Here is a 15,744-nt window from a genome sequence, read left to right on the forward strand (position 1 = left end):
CCGTGCCGGGCACCCAGGCGTTCGGTGCTCGCGGCAGTCGCTTCCCGGTGGTCAGTTCCACCCTCGGCACGCCAGTCGCTTTCGACGTGCCGAGCTTAGTCCAGCGTGAACGGGTCGTACTTGATCCTGTCGAGCGGGGTTCCGGCGACGAGCATCCGGGACACCGTCGACCTGATCATGGCCGGGCTGCCGCAGACCAGGACGTCCCGGTCCTCCCACGCGCCGTAGCGGGTGACCACGTCGGCGAGGCTGCCCTGCTCGACACCTCGGACGCCGGGGTCCGACTCCAGCACCGGCACGACCGTGAGCCACGGGTTCGTGGTCGCGATGCGCTGCAGGTTGTCGAGGTCGTAGAGGTCCTCGCGGGTGCGGCCGCCGTAGAACAGGTGCACGCGGGGGTTCTCGCCGTACTGCGACATCTCGTCGATGATCGCGTGCATCGGCGCGACACCCGTGCCACCGGCCACCATCAGGATGTCCGTGCCGGTCGTGCGGTCGACCGACAGACGTCCCATGGGCGGTCCGATGCGCCACGTGTCACCGGCCTGCGTGTGGCCGACCACCGAGCGGGACACCCAGCCGCCGTCGACGGACCGGATGTGGAACTCGATGACGCCGTCCTCGCGCGGTGCGTTCGCCGGCGAGTAGTACCGCCACAGGCGCTTGCGCTGCGGGGTCTCCACGCTGACGTACTGACCGGCCTTGTAGCTCACCGGGTGGTCCGGCTGCAGGCGCACGACGGCGAGGTCCCACGAGACGCGCTGGTGCTCCAGCACCGTCGCGTGCCAGTAGGCGGGCCCGTTGTCGGCGTCGGCCGCCTCCTGCATCGCCCTGGCCATGAGGGTGTAGGCCTCGGCCCACGCCATCTCGACCTTGGGCGTCCAGGCGGCGCCGGAGAACTTCTTCACCGCGGACAGCAGTGCGGTCCCGACCGCCTCGTAGTGGACGTTGATGACACCGAACTTCCGGTGGTCACGGCCCAGCTGACGCAGGAAGGGGATGAGGTCGTCCGGGCGGTCGACCATCTGCACCACGTGCACGAGGGCGCGCAGCAGACGGCTGCGTTGCACCTCCATGTTCGCGGGGAACATCTCGCGTGTGGCAGGCGAGAGCGAGAAGAGCATTCCGTAGAAGAACTTCGCCACTTCTTCGGAATGCGGCTCCACCACCGCGAAGCTCTCCCGGATCATCCGCACCATCGCGGTGACACCAGGCGGGGGCTCTCGGTGGGGCGGGGTAGGGATGGGGCTCAGCACAGCGTTCGCAGTCATGGTCCGCGCGCAGTCTCCACGTTCTTCATCGTCGTTCTCAGTGGCGCCGGCAAGGCACCGTTCGTCCTCGTCAAGCATCCGTCCCCCGACAGGGTGGACAGTAACCCCTGATCGGGCTGTTTGACTCCTTGATGCCACCTTTGAGCGAAGCATGGTCACTGTATGTGAGTAGTTGTTACCGCAACAGTGTGAATGTGAGGGTCCGTCTGTACCGGGTTGCGTGCTTGCGTGCTTGGGTTGGGCGCGTGTCCCTGCCTGAGCTGACTGAAACCACCTCACCCGACCGTGTTGAGCAACCTGGCTCACGCGGTGAGCACTTCCTCCAATGTGCCCTGGAGACGACCGATCGCGCTACGCGCTTCTACTCGGATCAGGTTCTCGATCACCTCAACCCCGTGATGGCCGCGTTCGTCGGCCGGATGGAGATGGCGTTCATCTCGACCGCCGATGCGGACGGGGAGTGCGACTCCTCGCTGCGTGCGGGGTCCGCCGGGTTCCTGCGGGTGATCGACTCCCGGACGTTGGTGTACCCCGAGTACCGGGGTAACGGGGTCATGGCGTCTCTCGGGAACATCATGGAGAACCCGCACATCGGGATGCTGATGCTGGACTTCACGGAGGACCTGATCGGGCTGCACGTGAACGGGGCCGCCCGGATCGCGCCTGTCGAGGAGTTCGCCGAGTTCGCCGCCGAGGACCGGAGGATCGAGCGGTGGGTGGTGGTGTCCGTCGAGGAGGCTTACATCCACTGTCGCAAGCACATCCCCCGGATGGTTCCCGTGGACCGGATCCGCGACTGGGGGACGGATGACGTTCGGAGGAAGGGTGGGGACTTCTTCGAGGTCAAGGCTCGCAAGGATGCTCAGGTTGATGCTTGAGGGGTGACGTCCGCATGGGGCTGACCTGGCGTGGGGCGACCTTTGCGTGGGCCACAGCGAGGGCGGCCACCTTGCGTTGAGCGCTTCCCCCGGGGGCTCTGCTCCCAGGCCATGGAGGGGGTGTCAGGCGGACGAAACCGTGTCCGCTCGGCACCCCCTCCAGGCTTTCCCCCCCCGGCGTCGCGTGCGATCTGGGCTCGAGCGTGCTGGGCGACCCTGTCCGGGTGTGACCCATCAGCCACCGAATTAGTTGGCCTTGCTAAGTATCTCCAGATATAGTTGTATGACATCAACTAATTGCTGGAGGTGTGCCGGTTTGACTCGGCCCTCGTCTCATCGGGAGATCCTCGAAGCGCTGTCCGGTATCTGGGTGGCGTTGCTCGTTGCGATCCTCAGCTCCACCATCGTCTCGAACGCTCTCCCGACGATCCTGGCTGATCTCAAAGGCACGCAGACGCAGTACACGTGGGTGATCACGGCCATGTTGCTGGCGTCCACGGCCAGCACGCCGTTGTGGGGCAAGCTCGCTGATCTCTTCGACAAGAAGAAGCTGCTGCAGGCGGCGATCGTGCTGTTCGTCGTCGGGTCCGTGCTGTCCGGGTTCAGCTCGAACATGGAGCAGCTCATCTCGTTCCGGGTCGTGCAGGGGCTCGGGATGGGTGGTGTGCAGGCTCTGGGGCAGGTCGTCGTCGGGGCGCTGTTGAGTCCGCGAGAGCGTGGGCGGTACAGCGGGTACACCGGGATGGTGATCTCCGCCGGGACCGTGGGCGGGCCGCTGGTCGGCGGGTTCCTCGTCGACTGGCCCGGGTGGCGGTGGTGCTTTTTCGTCTGCGTGCCGTTGGCGCTGGTGGCGTTGGCCGTGTTGCACAAGACGCTGCACCTGCCGGTCAAGAAGCAGCACGTGAAGATCGACTACCTCGGCGCCACGCTGATCACCGGTGGCGTGAGCCTGGTGCTGATGTGGGTGTCGTTCGCGGGCAAGGACTTCGCCTGGGTCAGCCGGGAGAGCGCGCTGTTCGTCGGCGGTGCCCTGGTGGCGCTGCTCGGTGCCTACTTCGTGGAGCGGCGGGCTTCCGCTCCGGTCATCCCGCTGCACCTGTTCAAGAACCGGACCGTGGTCCTGGCGATGCTCGGTGGTGTCGCGGTCGGTACGGCGATGTTCGGGGCCTCGGTGTTCATGGGGCAGTACTTCCAGATCGCTCGCGGGTTCTCGCCCACCAAGGCCGGGCTGCTGACGGTGCCGCTGGTGCTCGGGCTGAGCATCTCGTCGACCGTGAGCGGACAGTTGATCGCCAAGAGCGGGAAGTGGAAGAGCTACCTCGTGTGGGGGTCGTTCTCGCTGGTCCTGGGCTTGGCCCTGCTGGGGACGATCGATCACCGGACGAACCTGGTGCTGATGGGGGCCTACCTGGCGCTGGTCGGCGTCGGTGTGGGGCTGACCATGCAGAACCTGGTGCTCGCCGTGCAGAACGGCGTGGGGATGGCCGATCTCGGAGCGGCCAGTTCCACGGCCACATTCCTGCGGTCGCTTGGAGGGACGGCCGGCGTCTCGGTGCTCGGGGCTGTGCTCGCCGCCTCGGTGAGCACGAAGACGCTCGACCCCGGTTCCCTCTCCCCAGTGGTGCGGGACTCCTACGGCGACGCGATGGGTGAGCTGTTCCTCATCGCCGCTGGTCTCGCCGTGTTCACGGTCATCGCGGTGTTGCTGATCAAGGAGCAGCCGCTGCGGGACTCGGTGGACGACGAAATTGTCACCCCAACGGGTTCTGGTGCACAGACGGTCGCGACTGAGCTTGATTCACCTGTGGATACTGACCTGCGGATTGTGGACAAGTCAGGCCCTGCTGTGGACAAGCTGTTGGTGCTTTCGAGTGACAGCGATCAGGAAGTCGCGGCGCGTTCGGCTGCGCTGCGTTCCACGCAGAACTCGTTGCCCTCGGGGTCGCGCATCGTGACCCAGCCGGTGCCGTCCGGCCTGCGCTGATCGTCGAAGACCGTCGCGCCGATGCCGACGAGGCGCTCCACCTCCTCGTCGCGGGTGAGGGTGACCGGCTGCAGGTCCAGGTGCAGGCGGTTCTTGAGCTCCTTGTTCTCGGGCACGTTGATGAACAGGTAGCGGATGCCGTTCGGCAGTTCGATCATCGACTCGGGGTCGCCCGGGTTGTCGTCGGGGTGGATCGGCAGGTCGAGGACCTTGCTCCACCAGGAGGCGATCTCGTAGGAGTCCCGCGCGTCGATGGTGATGCTGTGGATGATGGACGTCATGAGCGTGATCATCGCCTAGTCGGCGTGTGATCTGGAGCGATTTCAAGGTTGAGCGGAACACACTCAACTTTTCTGACGTTGTGCGGGATGATGCTCCATGCTGGAGGCTGACCACGAGGTGGAGGAATGGACGCTTTCAACCCGACGACCAAGACGCAGCAGGCCGTTTCCGCGGCGGTGCAGGCCGCGACGCTGAACGGGAACCCGGACGTGGGTTCCGTGCACCTGCTCAGTGCACTGCTGGCGCAGACGGACGGGTTGACCTCGCCGTTGCTGTCGGCCGTGGGGGCCGACCCGGCACAGGTGCGCAAGGAGCTCGAACAGCTCTCCCGTTCGCTGCCCAGCGCTTCCGGTTCCACCGTGTCCGCTCCGCAGTTCTCGCGCGACGCCGTGCGGGTGATCAACAAGGCGCAGGAGCTCGCCACCGAGATGGGTGACGAGTACGTGTCGACCGAGCACCTGCTCGTCGGGCTCGCGCAGTACGGCGGCCCGGTGGCCGACCTGCTGCGGCGCCACGGTGCCACGCCGGACGCGCTGACCGAGGCCTTCGCCAAGGTGCGCGGGTCCGCTCGGGTGACGTCGGCCGATCCCGAGGGCACCTACAAGGCGCTGGAGAAGTACGGCGTCGACCTGACCGAACGTGCGCGCAAGGGCGAGCTCGACCCCGTGATCGGCCGTGACGCCGAGATCCGCAGGGTCGTGCAGGTGCTGTCGCGGCGCACCAAGAACAACCCCGTGCTGATCGGCGAGCCCGGTGTCGGCAAGACGGCGATCGTCGAGGGCCTGGCGCAGCGCGTCGTGGCCGGTGACGTGCCGGAGTCGTTGCGCGGCAAGAAGGTCGTGTCCCTCGACCTCGGCTCGATGGTCGCCGGGGCGAAGTACCGCGGTGAGTTCGAGGAACGGCTCAAGGCCGTGCTCAAGGAGATCACCGACTCGGCCGGGCAGGTCATCACGTTCATCGACGAGCTGCACACGATCGTCGGCGCCGGCGCGACCGGTGAGTCGGCGATGGACGCCGGCAACATGATCAAGCCGATGCTGGCCCGCGGTGAGCTGCGCATGGTCGGTGCCACGACCCTGGACGAGTACCGCGAGCACATCGAGAAGGACGCCGCCCTGGAACGCCGCTTCCAGCAGGTGCTGGTCGGCGAACCGTCGGTGGAGGACACGGTCGGCATCCTGCGCGGGCTCAAGGAGCGTTACGAGGTGCACCACGGCGTGCGCATCACGGACGCCGCTCTTGTCGCCGCATCAACGCTTTCGGACCGCTACATCACCGCGCGCTTCCTGCCGGACAAGGCCATCGACCTCGTCGACGAGGCCGCGTCCCGGCTGCGCATGGAGATCGACTCGCGGCCCGTCGAGATCGACACCGTCGAACGTGCCGTGCGGCGTCTCGAGATCGAGGAGATGGCGCTCGCCAAGGAGTCCGACGCGGCGTCGGTCGAACGGCTGCACGCCCTGCGCGCCGAGCTCGCGGAGAAGCGCGAGGAGCTCTCCGCGCTGACGGCCCGGTGGCAGAACGAGAAGGGCTCCATCGACCGCGTGCGCGGCCTGAAGGAGCAGCTGGAGTCGTTGCGCGGCGAGTCCGAACGGGCCGAGCGCGACGGCGACCTCGGTCGTGCCGCCGAACTGCGCTACGGCCGGATTCCCGAGCTGGAGAAGGAGCTCGCGGTCGCCGCGGAGTCCACACAGGACGCCGCGATGCTCAAGGAGGAGGTCGGCCCCGACGACGTCGCGGACGTGGTGTCGGCGTGGACCGGCATCCCGGCCGGAAGGCTGCTGGAGGGCGAGACCGCCAAGCTGCTGCGGATGGAGGACGAACTGGCCCGCCGGGTCGTCGGCCAGGCCGAGGCGGTGCGCGTCGTGTCGGACGCGGTGCGCAGGACGCGCGCCGGAGTCGCCGACCCGGACCGCCCGACGGGCTCGTTCCTGTTCCTCGGCCCCACCGGCGTCGGCAAGACCGAGCTCGCGAAGGCGCTGGCCGCGTTCCTGTTCGATGACGAGCGGGCGATGATCCGCATCGACATGAGCGAGTACTCCGAGAAGCACTCGGTGGCCCGTCTCGTCGGCGCGCCTCCCGGCTACGTCGGCTACGACCAGGGCGGCCAGCTCACCGAGTCCGTCCGCCGCCGCCCGTACTCGGTCGTGCTGCTGGACGAGGTCGAGAAGGCGCACCCGGACGTGTTCGACGTGCTGCTGCAGGTCCTCGACGACGGTCGCCTGACCGACGGCCAGGGCCGCACGGTCGACTTCCGCAACACGATCCTGGTGCTGACGTCGAACCTGGGTTCGCAGACCATCGTGAACCCGTCGCTCACCGACCTGGAGCGCCGCGACGCGGTGATGGCCGTCGTCCAGCGGCACTTCAAGCCGGAGTTCCTGAACCGGCTGGACGACGTCGTGGTGTTCCACGCGCTCGCCACCGAGGAGCTGACGTCCATCGTGGACATCCAGATCGCCCGCCTGGCGGACCGTCTCGCGGCCCGCAGGCTGACGCTGGAGGTCACCCCGTCGGCCCGTGACTGGCTGGCGCTGAACGGCTTCGACCCGATCTACGGGGCCCGGCCGCTGCGGCGGCTCGTGCAGTCGGCGATCGGTGACCAGCTGGCGAAGGAGCTGCTGGCCGGCGAGGTGCGGGACGGCGACACGGTGCGGGTCGACGTGCTGGACGACAACTCCGGCCTGATCGTGGGCCGCACGGCCTGAGCCCGAGTTCCCCAGCGGCCCTGCCCGAAACGGCAGGGCCGCTGTCGTGTCAGCGGCTCTCGATCTTCAGGTCTCCCGACGTCACCGCCCGGATGTGCTCGCCCGCCAGCAGGTCGTGCGGGTAGCCGAGCTCGATCGCGCTCACCTCGTCGAGCCGCGCGAGCTGGCCTTCGGTCAGGCCGACCTCCAACGCCTCCAGGTTCCCCAGCAACTGCTCCGGCGTGCGGGCACCGACGACGGGTGCCGTCACGCCGGGCTGCCGCAGGTTCCAGGCCAGCGCGACCTGAGCGGGCGTGCGCTCCACCTCGATAGCGATCTCCCGCACCACGTCGGCGATGGACAGCGTGCGTTCGGTGACCATGCCCAGGCCCGCGTTGAAGCTCCTGCGGTCGGTGCCCGCCGGGGTCAGGTCGGCGCGGGAGTACTTGCCGGACAACACCCCGCCGCCCAGCGGCGAGTACGGGGACACGCCCAGTCCCAGCGCCCGCGCCATCGGGATCAGGTCGCGTTCGCCGGCTCGGTTGATCAGGCTGTACTCGATCTGCAGCGCGGCCAGCGGTGACCAGCCCCGGAGGTCGGCGACCGCCTGCATGCGGGAGATCTCCCAGGCCGGGGCGTTGGACATGCCGACGTGCAGGACCTTGCCCTGCCGCACCAGGTCGTCGAGGCCGCGCAGGACCTCGTCGAACGGCGTCGCGGCGTCCCACACGTGCACGTACAGCAGGTCCAGGCGGTCGGTGCCCAGGCGGCGCAGGCTGGTCTCGACGGACGCGAAGAGGTTCTTGCGGTGGGCGCCGCCGGAGTTCGGGTCGCCGGGGGTGCGCAGGGTCGAGTACTTCGTCGCCAGGACCAGGCCTTCGCGCCGGTCGCGGGTGAGTTCGCCCAGCATCTCCTCGGACCCTCCGTACGAGGCCGCGGTGTCGATGAAGTTGCCGCCGCGCTCCACGTAGGTCTCGAACAACCTGCGCGCGTCGTCCGGCTCGGAGCCCCAGCCCCACTCGTTGCCGAAGGTCGCCGTGCCCAGGGCCAGCGGGGAGACCCGCAGTCCGGAGCGGCCCAGCAGCCGGTAGGTGTCGAGCGACATCGTGTTCTCTCCCCTGGTCGGTGGTGTGGCACCAGCCTGTGCGCGTCGGGAGAAGTGGGTAAGGGAAGGGACTTCCTGGGAACACGGGTCCTACCCGGACTGTTGGAACGGCCATGGTCACCGACGTGACGCACGAGCTGGCCGCGTTCCTGAGGAGCCGGCGTGAACGGCTGGATCCGCGCGACTTCGGCCTGCCGTCGCGTCGCCGGCGGACTCCGGGACTGCGCCGGGAGGAGGTCGCCGAACTGGCCGGGGTCAGCGTCGACTACGTCGTGCGGCTCGAACAGGCCCGTGGGCTGCGGCCGTCGGAAGACGTGGTGAACGCGCTGGCCGGCGCGCTGCGGCTGGACCCGGACGAGCGCGCCTACCTGTCCGGCCTCGCGCGGCCCCGTCCCGGCACCGGAGCCGCCACGGAGGCGTCGCCGTCGTTGGTGCAGCTGGTGTCCGACCTGTCACCGCGGCCGGCGATGGTGATGAACCACCGCTTCGACGTCCTCGCGTGGAACACCGAGATGACGTCCGTGCTGCTGGACTTCGCTACATTGCCGCCGTCGCGTCGCAACGCGATCTGGTTGTGCCTGCTGCACCCCGAGATCCGCGAGCTCTACGCCGACCGCGGCCGCGTCGTCCGCGAGGGGGTGGCGCACCTGCGCGCCGCGTGGGCCGCGCATCCGCGGGACCGGGTGCTGGCGGGGCTCATCGCCGAGTGCGTCGCGCGGGACGAGGAGTTCGCGCGGTTGTGGGCCGAGCGGGAGGTCAAACTCAACGCCCGCGGCGACAAGGTGATGCGGCACCCGGAGGCGGGCGAGATCGCGCTGCGGTTCGAGACGCTCGCGTCGCTGCAGGACCCGGGCCAGCTGCTGGTGGTCTACCGGGCAGCGGACGCCGCGAGCCAGGCGGCGATGGACGCGCTGCGGCACCGCACTCGTGCGGCGTCTTGACCTGAGGAAAGGCACGCCCTGGTCACGACGCGCGGAAGTGATCTTCGTTCCTCGCCTCCGACCCACTAGGCTCTCGCTGTGGGCATACCGGCGTGGGTCTGGTTCACCGTCGCCGCGGTGGCGGGCGTGGCGGGGTTCGCCCTGCTCGCGACCGACCGGGCGCAACGAACCGCGCGTAATCGTGAACGGCGCCGTTGGGCTGCCCTGCGTGGCTGGCAGTTCGAGGAGACAGACCACGTGCTGCCGACCCGGTGGGAAGCCGGGGCCATCGCGTACTACGGCACGGGCCTCGCCCGTGACGTCGTCGCGGGCTCCACCTTCACCGCGGACGGCCGCAGGCAGGTCTACGTGCTCGACCACGAGACAGGCGGCAAGGTCAACTCCGTGCTGGTCGGCGTGCGCTGCCGCCGAGCGCTGTCGGTGGTGATCGAGCTGTGGCTCTCGACGGTCCCGTTCCAGCGCGACGACGACAAGAAGCCGATGCCCGACATGCTCGGGCCGGTCGGGTCGCGGTACGCGTTCGTCACGGACGTGCCGGCGGCTCGCAAGATCATCACGCCGGACCTGATCGACGCCGCCGAGGAGATCGGGGGCGACGTCACGGTCGTCTGGATGGAGAACGACTGGGTGCTGGCCGCCGCGCCGCCGAACTCGTCGCCCGCGCGCCTCGAACGGCTGCTGCGCGACGTCGGTGAGCTCGCGGACGTCATCGACCCGTTCGACCCGGACCCGTCCGAGCGCGAGGAGCCGGTGGCCGAGGAGAACGAGGGCGGCGAGGTCTACCGCCCGTCGTTCGGTCGCAAGCAGCCCTGACGAAACGTTCACCGAAGCCGCTGCCGGACACCCGGCAGCGGCTTTTTCATGCCCCTCGCACGCCTGGTTCATGTGACGTTGGGTGATCAACCGTTTTGTGTACCGTCCGTCGTATTGCTCCAGCCAGCGCTATTCCAGACCGCATCTAAAGTGCTGTGAGCTACATCACACTTCGCTCCGTGTAAAACATCGGGCCCTGATTCAGATACTCACGACAGCAAGACCGTCGTGTCCCCGAACCCCCGGAAGGGATCCACGATGTACGGAGGAAAGGCAGTTGCACCTGTTGCCGTCGCCGGCACGGCGTCCGTAGTGACGCTGGCCAACACCGGTGCGTCGGTCGGGTGGTTGCTGTTCGGCGGGGTCGCGATGGTCGTTTCCGGCCTCGCGCTGCGCCTGTTCGTGCTCCGCCGCCCGGCGAAGCACGAAGTGTGATCATCGGCGGCCTTCGACCCCGGCGACTTTCCGACTACCGTGCCTTGGCATGCCAACCGCACTGGTGACCGGATCGACCGTCGGGATCGGGGCCGCCTTCGCCCGCAGGCTTGCGGCCGAGGGCTACGACCTCGTGCTGGTCGCGCGCACAGCGCCCGCGCTGGAGGAGCTCGCGAAGCAGCTGCACGACCGCCACGGCGTCCAGGTCGACGTCCTGCCGGCCGACCTCAGCGACCACGACGACCGTCTGAAGGTCGAGCAGCGGCTGGCCGAGTCCGCCGTCGACCTGCTGGTCAACAACGCGGGCTTCGCGAACAACGGCGAGCTCTTCGCCACGGACGTCGAGAAGCTGCAGAACCAGCTGAACGTCAACGTCACCACCGTGCTGCGCCTGTGCCGGGCCGCGATCCCGGCCATGATCGCGCGCGGCAAGGGCGACGTGATCAACGTGTCGAGCGTCGCCAGCTTCCTGCCCGGCCGCGGCACCAGCTACAGCGCCGACAAGGCGTGGGTGACGGCGTTCTCCGAGGGCACGGCGCTCGCCGCCGAGGGCACCGGCGTGCGGATCATGGCGCTGGCACCCGGCTTCGTGCGGACCGAGTTCCACAAGCGCGCGCAGATCGACATGTCGAAGACGCCGAACTGGCTCTACGTCGACGTCGACAAGCTGGTCCACGAGGCCCTGCGCGACCTGCGCCGCGGCAAGCCGCTGTCGATCCCGGGCCTGCAGTACAAGGCGATCGTGACCATCACGAGGCTGCTGCCGAGGCCGTTGGTGCGCCGGATGGCGTCGAGGTTCGCGGGTGGGCGCGGCCGCACCTGAGCGGACGCGGTGACGCAGCGTACGAGGCGTCGGACGCGCGTATGTGCGAGGCTGACGACCCGTGCGAACTGAAGTGGTCTTGGACGCGAACGCGAAGTCAGAACTCGCTCGTCTCGTGAGCGAATTGGCCGTGGTGCACGGCAAGGTGACCCTCTCCAGCGGCAAGGAAGCCGACTACTACGTCGACCTGCGGCGGGCGACGCTGCACCACGCGGCGGCCCCGTTGATCGGCAAGCTGCTGCGGCAGCTCACGTCGGACTGGGACTTCGTGGCGGTCGGCGGCCTGACGCTCGGCGCCGACCCCGTCGCCTACGCGATGATGCACTCAGCTGGTGCCGACGGTGACGTGCTCGACGCGTTCGTCGTGCGCAAGGCGAACAAGGCCCACGGCATGCAGCGCCAGATCGAGGGCATCGACGTGCGCGGCCAGCGGGTGCTCGCGGTCGAGGACACCTCCACCACGGGTGGTTCGGTGCTCACGGCCGTCAACGCGCTGCGCGAGCACGGCGCCGACGTCATCGGTGTCGCCACGGTCGTCGACCGCGGCACGGGCGCCAAGGAGGCCATCGAGGCCGAGGGTCTGCAGTACCGGTACCTGCTCGACCTGAACGACCTCGGGCTCGCCTGAGGTTTTATCGAGAGCGCTTCGAGCCACCCCGTCTTAGTCTGGAGGACGGGGTGGTGCGAATGGCCAGATTCTTCGCCGAGGCGGTCATGCTGCTGCACTTCGCCGTGCTGGCGTTCCTGCTCGTGGGCGGGTTCATCGCATGGCGGTGGCGGGGCGTGATCTACCCGCACCTGGCTATCGGTGCGTGGGCGATTCTCAGCTTGTCGATGCCGGTGACGTGCCCGCTCACGACCGCGGAGGAGTTCTTCCGCGCGGAGGCGGGGATGCCGCCGCTGGGCGCCGGGTTCATCGACCACTACATCGACGGCGTCTGGTACCCGGAGAGCGCGTCGACGCTGGTCCAGCTGGTGCTGGGGTCGATCGTGATCATCTCGTGGGTCGGCTTCTATGCTGGTCACCGTGCTGCTCGAAGGCTTTCACGCTGTTAAGCACGCGCTGCGCTTCGGCGCCGCGGTGCACCCGTTGATCACGACGGACCTCGCCGCCGCGATCAGCCTCGCCGAGACGCACGCACCTGATCTGCGCGAGCGGTTCGCGGCCGCCACCGAGGTGGACCAGAACCACTTCAAGCTCCGTGTGGGCCGCACGCATCCGACGGGCGTGGCCGCGTTCGCCGAGCGGCCGGACCTGCCGTTCGACCGCGGCGCCCCGGTCGTTCTGCTCGACAACCCGCGCAACCTCGGCAACTTCGGTGCCGCCATCCGGGTGGCCGCCGGCCTCGACGCGGGTGGCGTGATCTCCACCGGCGACGTCGACCCGTGGCACCCCAACGTGCTGCGGGGCTCCGCCGGACTGCATTTCGCACTGCCGGTGGCCAAGGTCACGAGCCTCGACTTCGCGGGCGAGCTGATCGCGTTCGACGCGGACGGCGACCTGCTGAAAGGCCCCATTCCCGATGACGCCGTGCTGGCGTTCGGCTCGGAGCGCCACGGGCTCTCGGCGGAGGTCCGGGAGAAGGCGGCGCGGATCGTCCGGCTGCCCATGCGCGAGAAGGTCAGCAGTTACAACCTGACAACTTCTGTGGCCATGGGCCTCTACCACTGGGTGATTCATCGCGCTTCTTGACCGGTCAAGCACTCACGATGACCCTGTGGTGATCGCGAAACTGCTGGCGGCGCGCGCGGGCGTCGCGGAGCGCGCGGTGTACTCCAGGCACCTTCGGCGGGTCTGGGGTGTGCCGGGCACGCTCCTCGGGGCGCGGGCGTGGCCCCCGCTCTTCAAGGACAAGATCCACACCAGCTTCAACTACTGGTGGCAGGCACACCTGCTGGACTGCATGATCGACGGCTACCTGCGCTCGCCCAACGAGCTGCGCAAGACGGCCATCACCAAGGTCGTGCGGGGCATCCGGGTGCGCAACGTCCTGGGCTGGACCAACGACTTCTACGACGACGTCGCGTGGCTCGGGCTCGCCCTGCAACGCGCCGAGCGCGAGGTCGGCGTCGCCAAGCCCAAGGCACTGAGCGCGATCGCCGAACGGCTGCGCGACGGGTGGACCGACCACGCCGGCGGCGGCATCTGGTGGAAGCGCAACGACGACTTCAAGAACGTCCCGGCGAACGGTCCCGCTGCGATCTTCCTGGCCCGCCAGAACGAACGCACCGACCTCGCCCGCGCACGGTCCATCGTGGACTGGGTCGAGGAGAACCTCGTCGACCCCGGCAACGGCCTCGCGTGGGACGGCCTGCACGTCCACCCCGACGGCGAGATCCGCGAGTACGAGAAGAACATCTACACGTACTGCCAAGGGGTTCTCATCGGTGCGTGCGTCGAGCTGGCCAAGCACGGCCAGGCCGACAAGTGGCTCGACAAGGCCGCCCGCACGATCACCGCGGTCCACGACGACCTCGCCACGAACGGTGTGATCAAGGGCCAGGGCGGCGGCGACGGCGGGTTGTTCGCGGGAATCCTGACGCGCTACCTCGCCGAGGCCGCGCTCACGATCCCGGACCTCGACCCCGACCGGCACGAGACCGCGGACCTGGCGCGGGAGCTCGTGGTGCAGTCGGCGGAAGCGGCCTGGCTCAACCGCGTGATGGCGGTCAGCGGCCCGTTGTTCGGTCCGGAGTGGACCGTCCCGGCCGACGCGGTGGAGGGACGGGACCTGTCCGTCCAGCTCGGTGGCTGGATGTGCCTGGAGGCGGCCGCCCTGCTCGAACGGCACGGTGTGGACGTCGCTACGGCTTGAGCCAGCCCAGCAGCGTCCTGGCGTCCTCGCGGAACTGCTCCGGTGAGTCGTCCCGCACGAACTCCAGCAGCGCGTTGCGCTCGATGCCGTCGCGCGCCAGCTCGGTCAGCACCGGTTTCCACAGGTCACGGCGCTGCGCGAGCGGGAACCGCTCCTGGAAGCCGCCGGGACCCCACGAGAAGACGTGCGCCGTCACCGGTTCCAGCGTCCGCACCTCGTGCATCGCCGAGAACACGTCCTGACCGCCGCTCGGCTGCCAGTACGACACCACGCCGTCGACCTCGTCCAGCAGCTGCACCGTCGAGTCCAGCGTGTCCGTCAACGTGTTGCGGTGGTACTCCAGGGCGATCTTCGTGCCCATCGCCTCGGCGTGTTCGACGGCGTGTTGCAGCGCCTCGACCACCGGTGCGCGGTCGGGCGTCTCCTCCGACCCCGCCGTGCCGGCCCAGACCCGCACGTACGGCGCGTCCAGCTCGGCCGCGGTCTCGAGGATCGGCGCCAGCTCGGCCCGGTCGGACACGCCCGCCCGGTAGTACGACCCGTACGCGGCCACCTTCAGGCCGGTGTCCAGCGCCTTGCGCGCCGCCGCGAAGTCGCCGGGCGGCACGTGCACGTCACCGCCCCACTCGACGGCCTGCAGCCCGCACTCCGTCGCCAGCTCGCCGATCTCGGAGACCGTGAGCTGCCGGAACGTCACCGAGACGAGCCCGGGGATCAGCATCCGCAGGACTGCCTGTGCATGAGGGACGGCGCGAGCCGGATGGTCTCGGGCGCCCTGTCCGGGTCGGCGATGCGGGAGAGCAGCAGCTTCACCGCGGTCCGCCCGATCTCCTCGACCGGCTGGGCCAGGGTGGTGAGCGGCGGTTCGATCAGGGTGGCCCACTCGACCTCGTCGTAGGCGACGACGGCCAGGTCCGTGCCGAGCTTCAGGCCGCGGGCCCGTGCCTCGTGCAGCATGCCGACGGTGACGAGGTGGTCCGCGGCGACGACGGCGGTGGCCGGGTCCTCCTGGTCGAGCAGCGGCGCGAGCCAGCCGCTCTGCGACACCAACGCCTCGTCCCACTTCAGGCCCGCACGGCCGAGGCCGAGGCGGTAGCCGAGGATGCGTTCCTCGGTCGTCGCCACGCCCACCTGGCCGCAGACGATGCCGATGCGGCGGTGCCCGAGCTCCGCGAGGTGCCTGACCAGACCCGACGTGGCCTGCACGTTCTCCGGCCCGACCTGGTCGATGTCCTTGGCCACGGTCAGCCGGTCGACCAGCACCGTGGGGATGCCGAGTCTCTTGAGCTCCGGCAGCACGAGGCTCCCGCCGCCGGCGGAGGGGGTGAGCAGCAGCCCGTCGACTCTTCGCGAGCGCAGCATCCTGACCGCCGTCTGCTCGGACTCGGGGGTGTCTCTCGTGTCGATCAGCACGAGCGAGTAGCCGCTCCGGGTCGCTTCCGACTCGATGGCGGCGATCAGCTCGGCGAAATACGGGTGCGAGACCAGTGACACGGCCAGGCCCAGCGACTTCGTGCCGCCCATGACCAGCGATCGCGCGATGGCGTCGCCCGTGTACCCGGTCTCGTCGATCGCCTTCTGGACGCGCTCGCGCGTGTCCCCGGCGACCGGCCTCGTCTCGTTGATCACGTGTGACACCGTGGTGATGGAGACCCCCGCGAGAGCCGCGACATCCCGCATGGTGACCATGGCCGGGACCATACCCGTTT

16 protein-coding genes and 1 riboswitch are annotated in these 15,744 nt (G+C 68.9%); of the genes, 11 read left to right on the forward strand and 5 right to left on the reverse strand.

Going from position 1 to position 15,744, the window contains the following annotated elements; all coding sequences use genetic code 11:
* Positions 1-4: 4 nt before the first annotated feature.
* Positions 5-89: riboswitch (ZMP/ZTP riboswitch) on the reverse strand.
* Between the two features lie 6 nt (positions 90-95).
* Entirely contained in the window at positions 96-1,199 is a 1,104-nt protein-coding gene (locus ACWF7A_RS12495) for an FAD-binding oxidoreductase (protein ID WP_452250529.1), read from the reverse strand.
* 317 nt (positions 1,200-1,516) lie between these two features.
* Between ACWF7A_RS12495 and ACWF7A_RS12500 the strand changes: the two genes are divergently transcribed.
* A complete protein-coding gene (locus tag ACWF7A_RS12500) occupies positions 1,517-2,149 on the forward strand; it encodes a pyridoxamine 5'-phosphate oxidase family protein (protein WP_452250530.1) in 633 nt (210 codons plus the stop codon).
* 316 nt (positions 2,150-2,465) lie between these two features.
* On the forward strand, positions 2,466-4,133 hold the full coding sequence (locus ACWF7A_RS12505) for an MDR family MFS transporter (RefSeq protein ID WP_452250531.1): 1,668 nt from the start codon (positions 2,466-2,468) through the stop codon (positions 4,131-4,133).
* On the opposite strand, the gene ACWF7A_RS12510 is transcribed toward ACWF7A_RS12505, so the two are convergent.
* The gene (locus tag ACWF7A_RS12510) at positions 4,031-4,414 is read right to left on the reverse strand and encodes a VOC family protein (protein WP_452250532.1); all 384 of its coding nucleotides are present in this window, start codon (positions 4,412-4,414) and stop codon (positions 4,031-4,033) included. The two genes, ACWF7A_RS12505 and ACWF7A_RS12510, sit on opposite strands and share 103 nt — an antisense overlap.
* 126 nt (positions 4,415-4,540) lie before the next feature.
* On the opposite strand from ACWF7A_RS12510, the gene clpB reads away from it, so the two are divergent.
* Positions 4,541-7,123, forward strand: coding sequence for an ATP-dependent chaperone ClpB (clpB, locus tag ACWF7A_RS12515; protein ID WP_452250533.1), 2,583 nt, complete (start codon positions 4,541-4,543; stop codon positions 7,121-7,123).
* A gap of 49 nt (positions 7,124-7,172) precedes the next feature.
* On the opposite strand, the gene ACWF7A_RS12520 is transcribed toward clpB, so the two are convergent.
* Positions 7,173-8,207: an aldo/keto reductase gene (locus ACWF7A_RS12520; protein ID WP_452250534.1), complete on the reverse strand. Its 1,035-nt coding sequence runs from the start codon at positions 8,205-8,207 to the stop codon at positions 7,173-7,175.
* 113 nt (positions 8,208-8,320) lie between these two features.
* Here ACWF7A_RS12520 and ACWF7A_RS12525 point away from each other — a divergent pair, with 113 nt between their 5' ends.
* The 8 genes from ACWF7A_RS12525 (at position 8,321) to ACWF7A_RS12560 (ending at position 14,035) form a co-directional block, all read left to right on the forward strand.
* On the forward strand, positions 8,321-9,148 hold the full coding sequence (locus ACWF7A_RS12525; protein WP_452250535.1) for a helix-turn-helix transcriptional regulator: 828 nt from the start codon (positions 8,321-8,323) through the stop codon (positions 9,146-9,148).
* A gap of 78 nt (positions 9,149-9,226) precedes the next feature.
* Complete coding sequence (locus tag ACWF7A_RS12530) at positions 9,227-9,961, forward strand: hypothetical protein (protein ID WP_452250536.1); 735 nt, start codon at positions 9,227-9,229, stop codon at positions 9,959-9,961.
* 258 nt (positions 9,962-10,219) lie between these two features.
* Positions 10,220-10,396, forward strand: a complete 177-nt coding sequence (locus ACWF7A_RS12535; RefSeq protein WP_355297666.1) for an LPXTG cell wall anchor domain-containing protein — start codon at positions 10,220-10,222, stop codon at positions 10,394-10,396.
* Between the two features lie 49 nt (positions 10,397-10,445).
* Entirely contained in the window at positions 10,446-11,219 is a 774-nt protein-coding gene (locus ACWF7A_RS12540) for an SDR family NAD(P)-dependent oxidoreductase (RefSeq protein ID WP_452250537.1), read from the forward strand.
* A 73-nt stretch (positions 11,220-11,292) separates the two neighbouring features.
* Positions 11,293-11,847: an orotate phosphoribosyltransferase gene (gene pyrE / locus ACWF7A_RS12545; protein ID WP_090066190.1), complete on the forward strand. Its 555-nt coding sequence runs from the start codon at positions 11,293-11,295 to the stop codon at positions 11,845-11,847.
* Positions 11,848-11,906: 59 nt separating this feature from the next.
* Positions 11,907-12,275 (forward strand): DUF2784 domain-containing protein, encoded by a 369-nt coding sequence (locus ACWF7A_RS12550; protein WP_452250538.1) that lies wholly within the window; start codon positions 11,907-11,909, stop codon positions 12,273-12,275.
* Entirely contained in the window at positions 12,247-12,912 is a 666-nt protein-coding gene (locus tag ACWF7A_RS12555) for a TrmH family RNA methyltransferase (RefSeq protein ID WP_452250539.1), read from the forward strand. The genes ACWF7A_RS12550 and ACWF7A_RS12555 overlap by 29 nt, the downstream gene beginning before the upstream one ends.
* A 25-nt stretch (positions 12,913-12,937) precedes the next feature.
* Positions 12,938-14,035, forward strand: coding sequence for a glycoside hydrolase family 76 protein (locus ACWF7A_RS12560; protein WP_452250540.1), 1,098 nt, complete (start codon positions 12,938-12,940; stop codon positions 14,033-14,035).
* Here the strand turns inward: ACWF7A_RS12560 and ACWF7A_RS12565 are convergent.
* Positions 14,025-14,756, reverse strand: coding sequence for a sugar phosphate isomerase/epimerase family protein (locus ACWF7A_RS12565; RefSeq protein WP_452250541.1), 732 nt, complete (start codon positions 14,754-14,756; stop codon positions 14,025-14,027). The genes ACWF7A_RS12560 and ACWF7A_RS12565 overlap by 11 nt on opposite strands.
* Positions 14,750-15,724, reverse strand: coding sequence for a LacI family DNA-binding transcriptional regulator (locus tag ACWF7A_RS12570; RefSeq protein ID WP_452250542.1), 975 nt, complete (start codon positions 15,722-15,724; stop codon positions 14,750-14,752). Before ACWF7A_RS12570 ends, ACWF7A_RS12565 begins: the two co-directional genes overlap by 7 nt.
* Between the last annotated feature and the right edge of the window lie 20 nt (positions 15,725-15,744).

This window comes from Lentzea sp. NPDC055074, from assembly GCF_053608005.1.

Bases quoted from the DNA above. Each gene is read 5' to 3' on its own strand.
- ACWF7A_RS12495 (WP_452250529.1), bottom strand. From the start codon at position 1,199: ATGGTGCGGATGATCCGGGAGAGCTTCGCGGTGGTGGAGCCGCATTCC.
- ACWF7A_RS12510 (WP_452250532.1), bottom strand. From the start codon at position 4,414: ATGACGTCCATCATCCACAGCATCACCATCGACGCGCGGGACTCCTAC.
- clpB (WP_452250533.1), top strand. From the start codon at position 4,541: ATGGACGCTTTCAACCCGACGACCAAGACGCAGCAGGCCGTTTCCGCG.
- ACWF7A_RS12520 (WP_452250534.1), bottom strand. From the start codon at position 8,207: ATGTCGCTCGACACCTACCGGCTGCTGGGCCGCTCCGGACTGCGGGTC.
- ACWF7A_RS12525 (WP_452250535.1), top strand. From the start codon at position 8,321: ATGGTCACCGACGTGACGCACGAGCTGGCCGCGTTCCTGAGGAGCCGG.
- ACWF7A_RS12535 (WP_355297666.1), top strand. From the start codon at position 10,220: ATGTACGGAGGAAAGGCAGTTGCACCTGTTGCCGTCGCCGGCACGGCG.
- ACWF7A_RS12540 (WP_452250537.1), top strand. From the start codon at position 10,446: ATGCCAACCGCACTGGTGACCGGATCGACCGTCGGGATCGGGGCCGCC.
- ACWF7A_RS12550 (WP_452250538.1), top strand. From the start codon at position 11,907: ATGGCCAGATTCTTCGCCGAGGCGGTCATGCTGCTGCACTTCGCCGTG.
- ACWF7A_RS12565 (WP_452250541.1), bottom strand. From the start codon at position 14,756: ATGCTGATCCCCGGGCTCGTCTCGGTGACGTTCCGGCAGCTCACGGTC.
- ACWF7A_RS12570 (WP_452250542.1), bottom strand. From the start codon at position 15,724: ATGGTCACCATGCGGGATGTCGCGGCTCTCGCGGGGGTCTCCATCACC.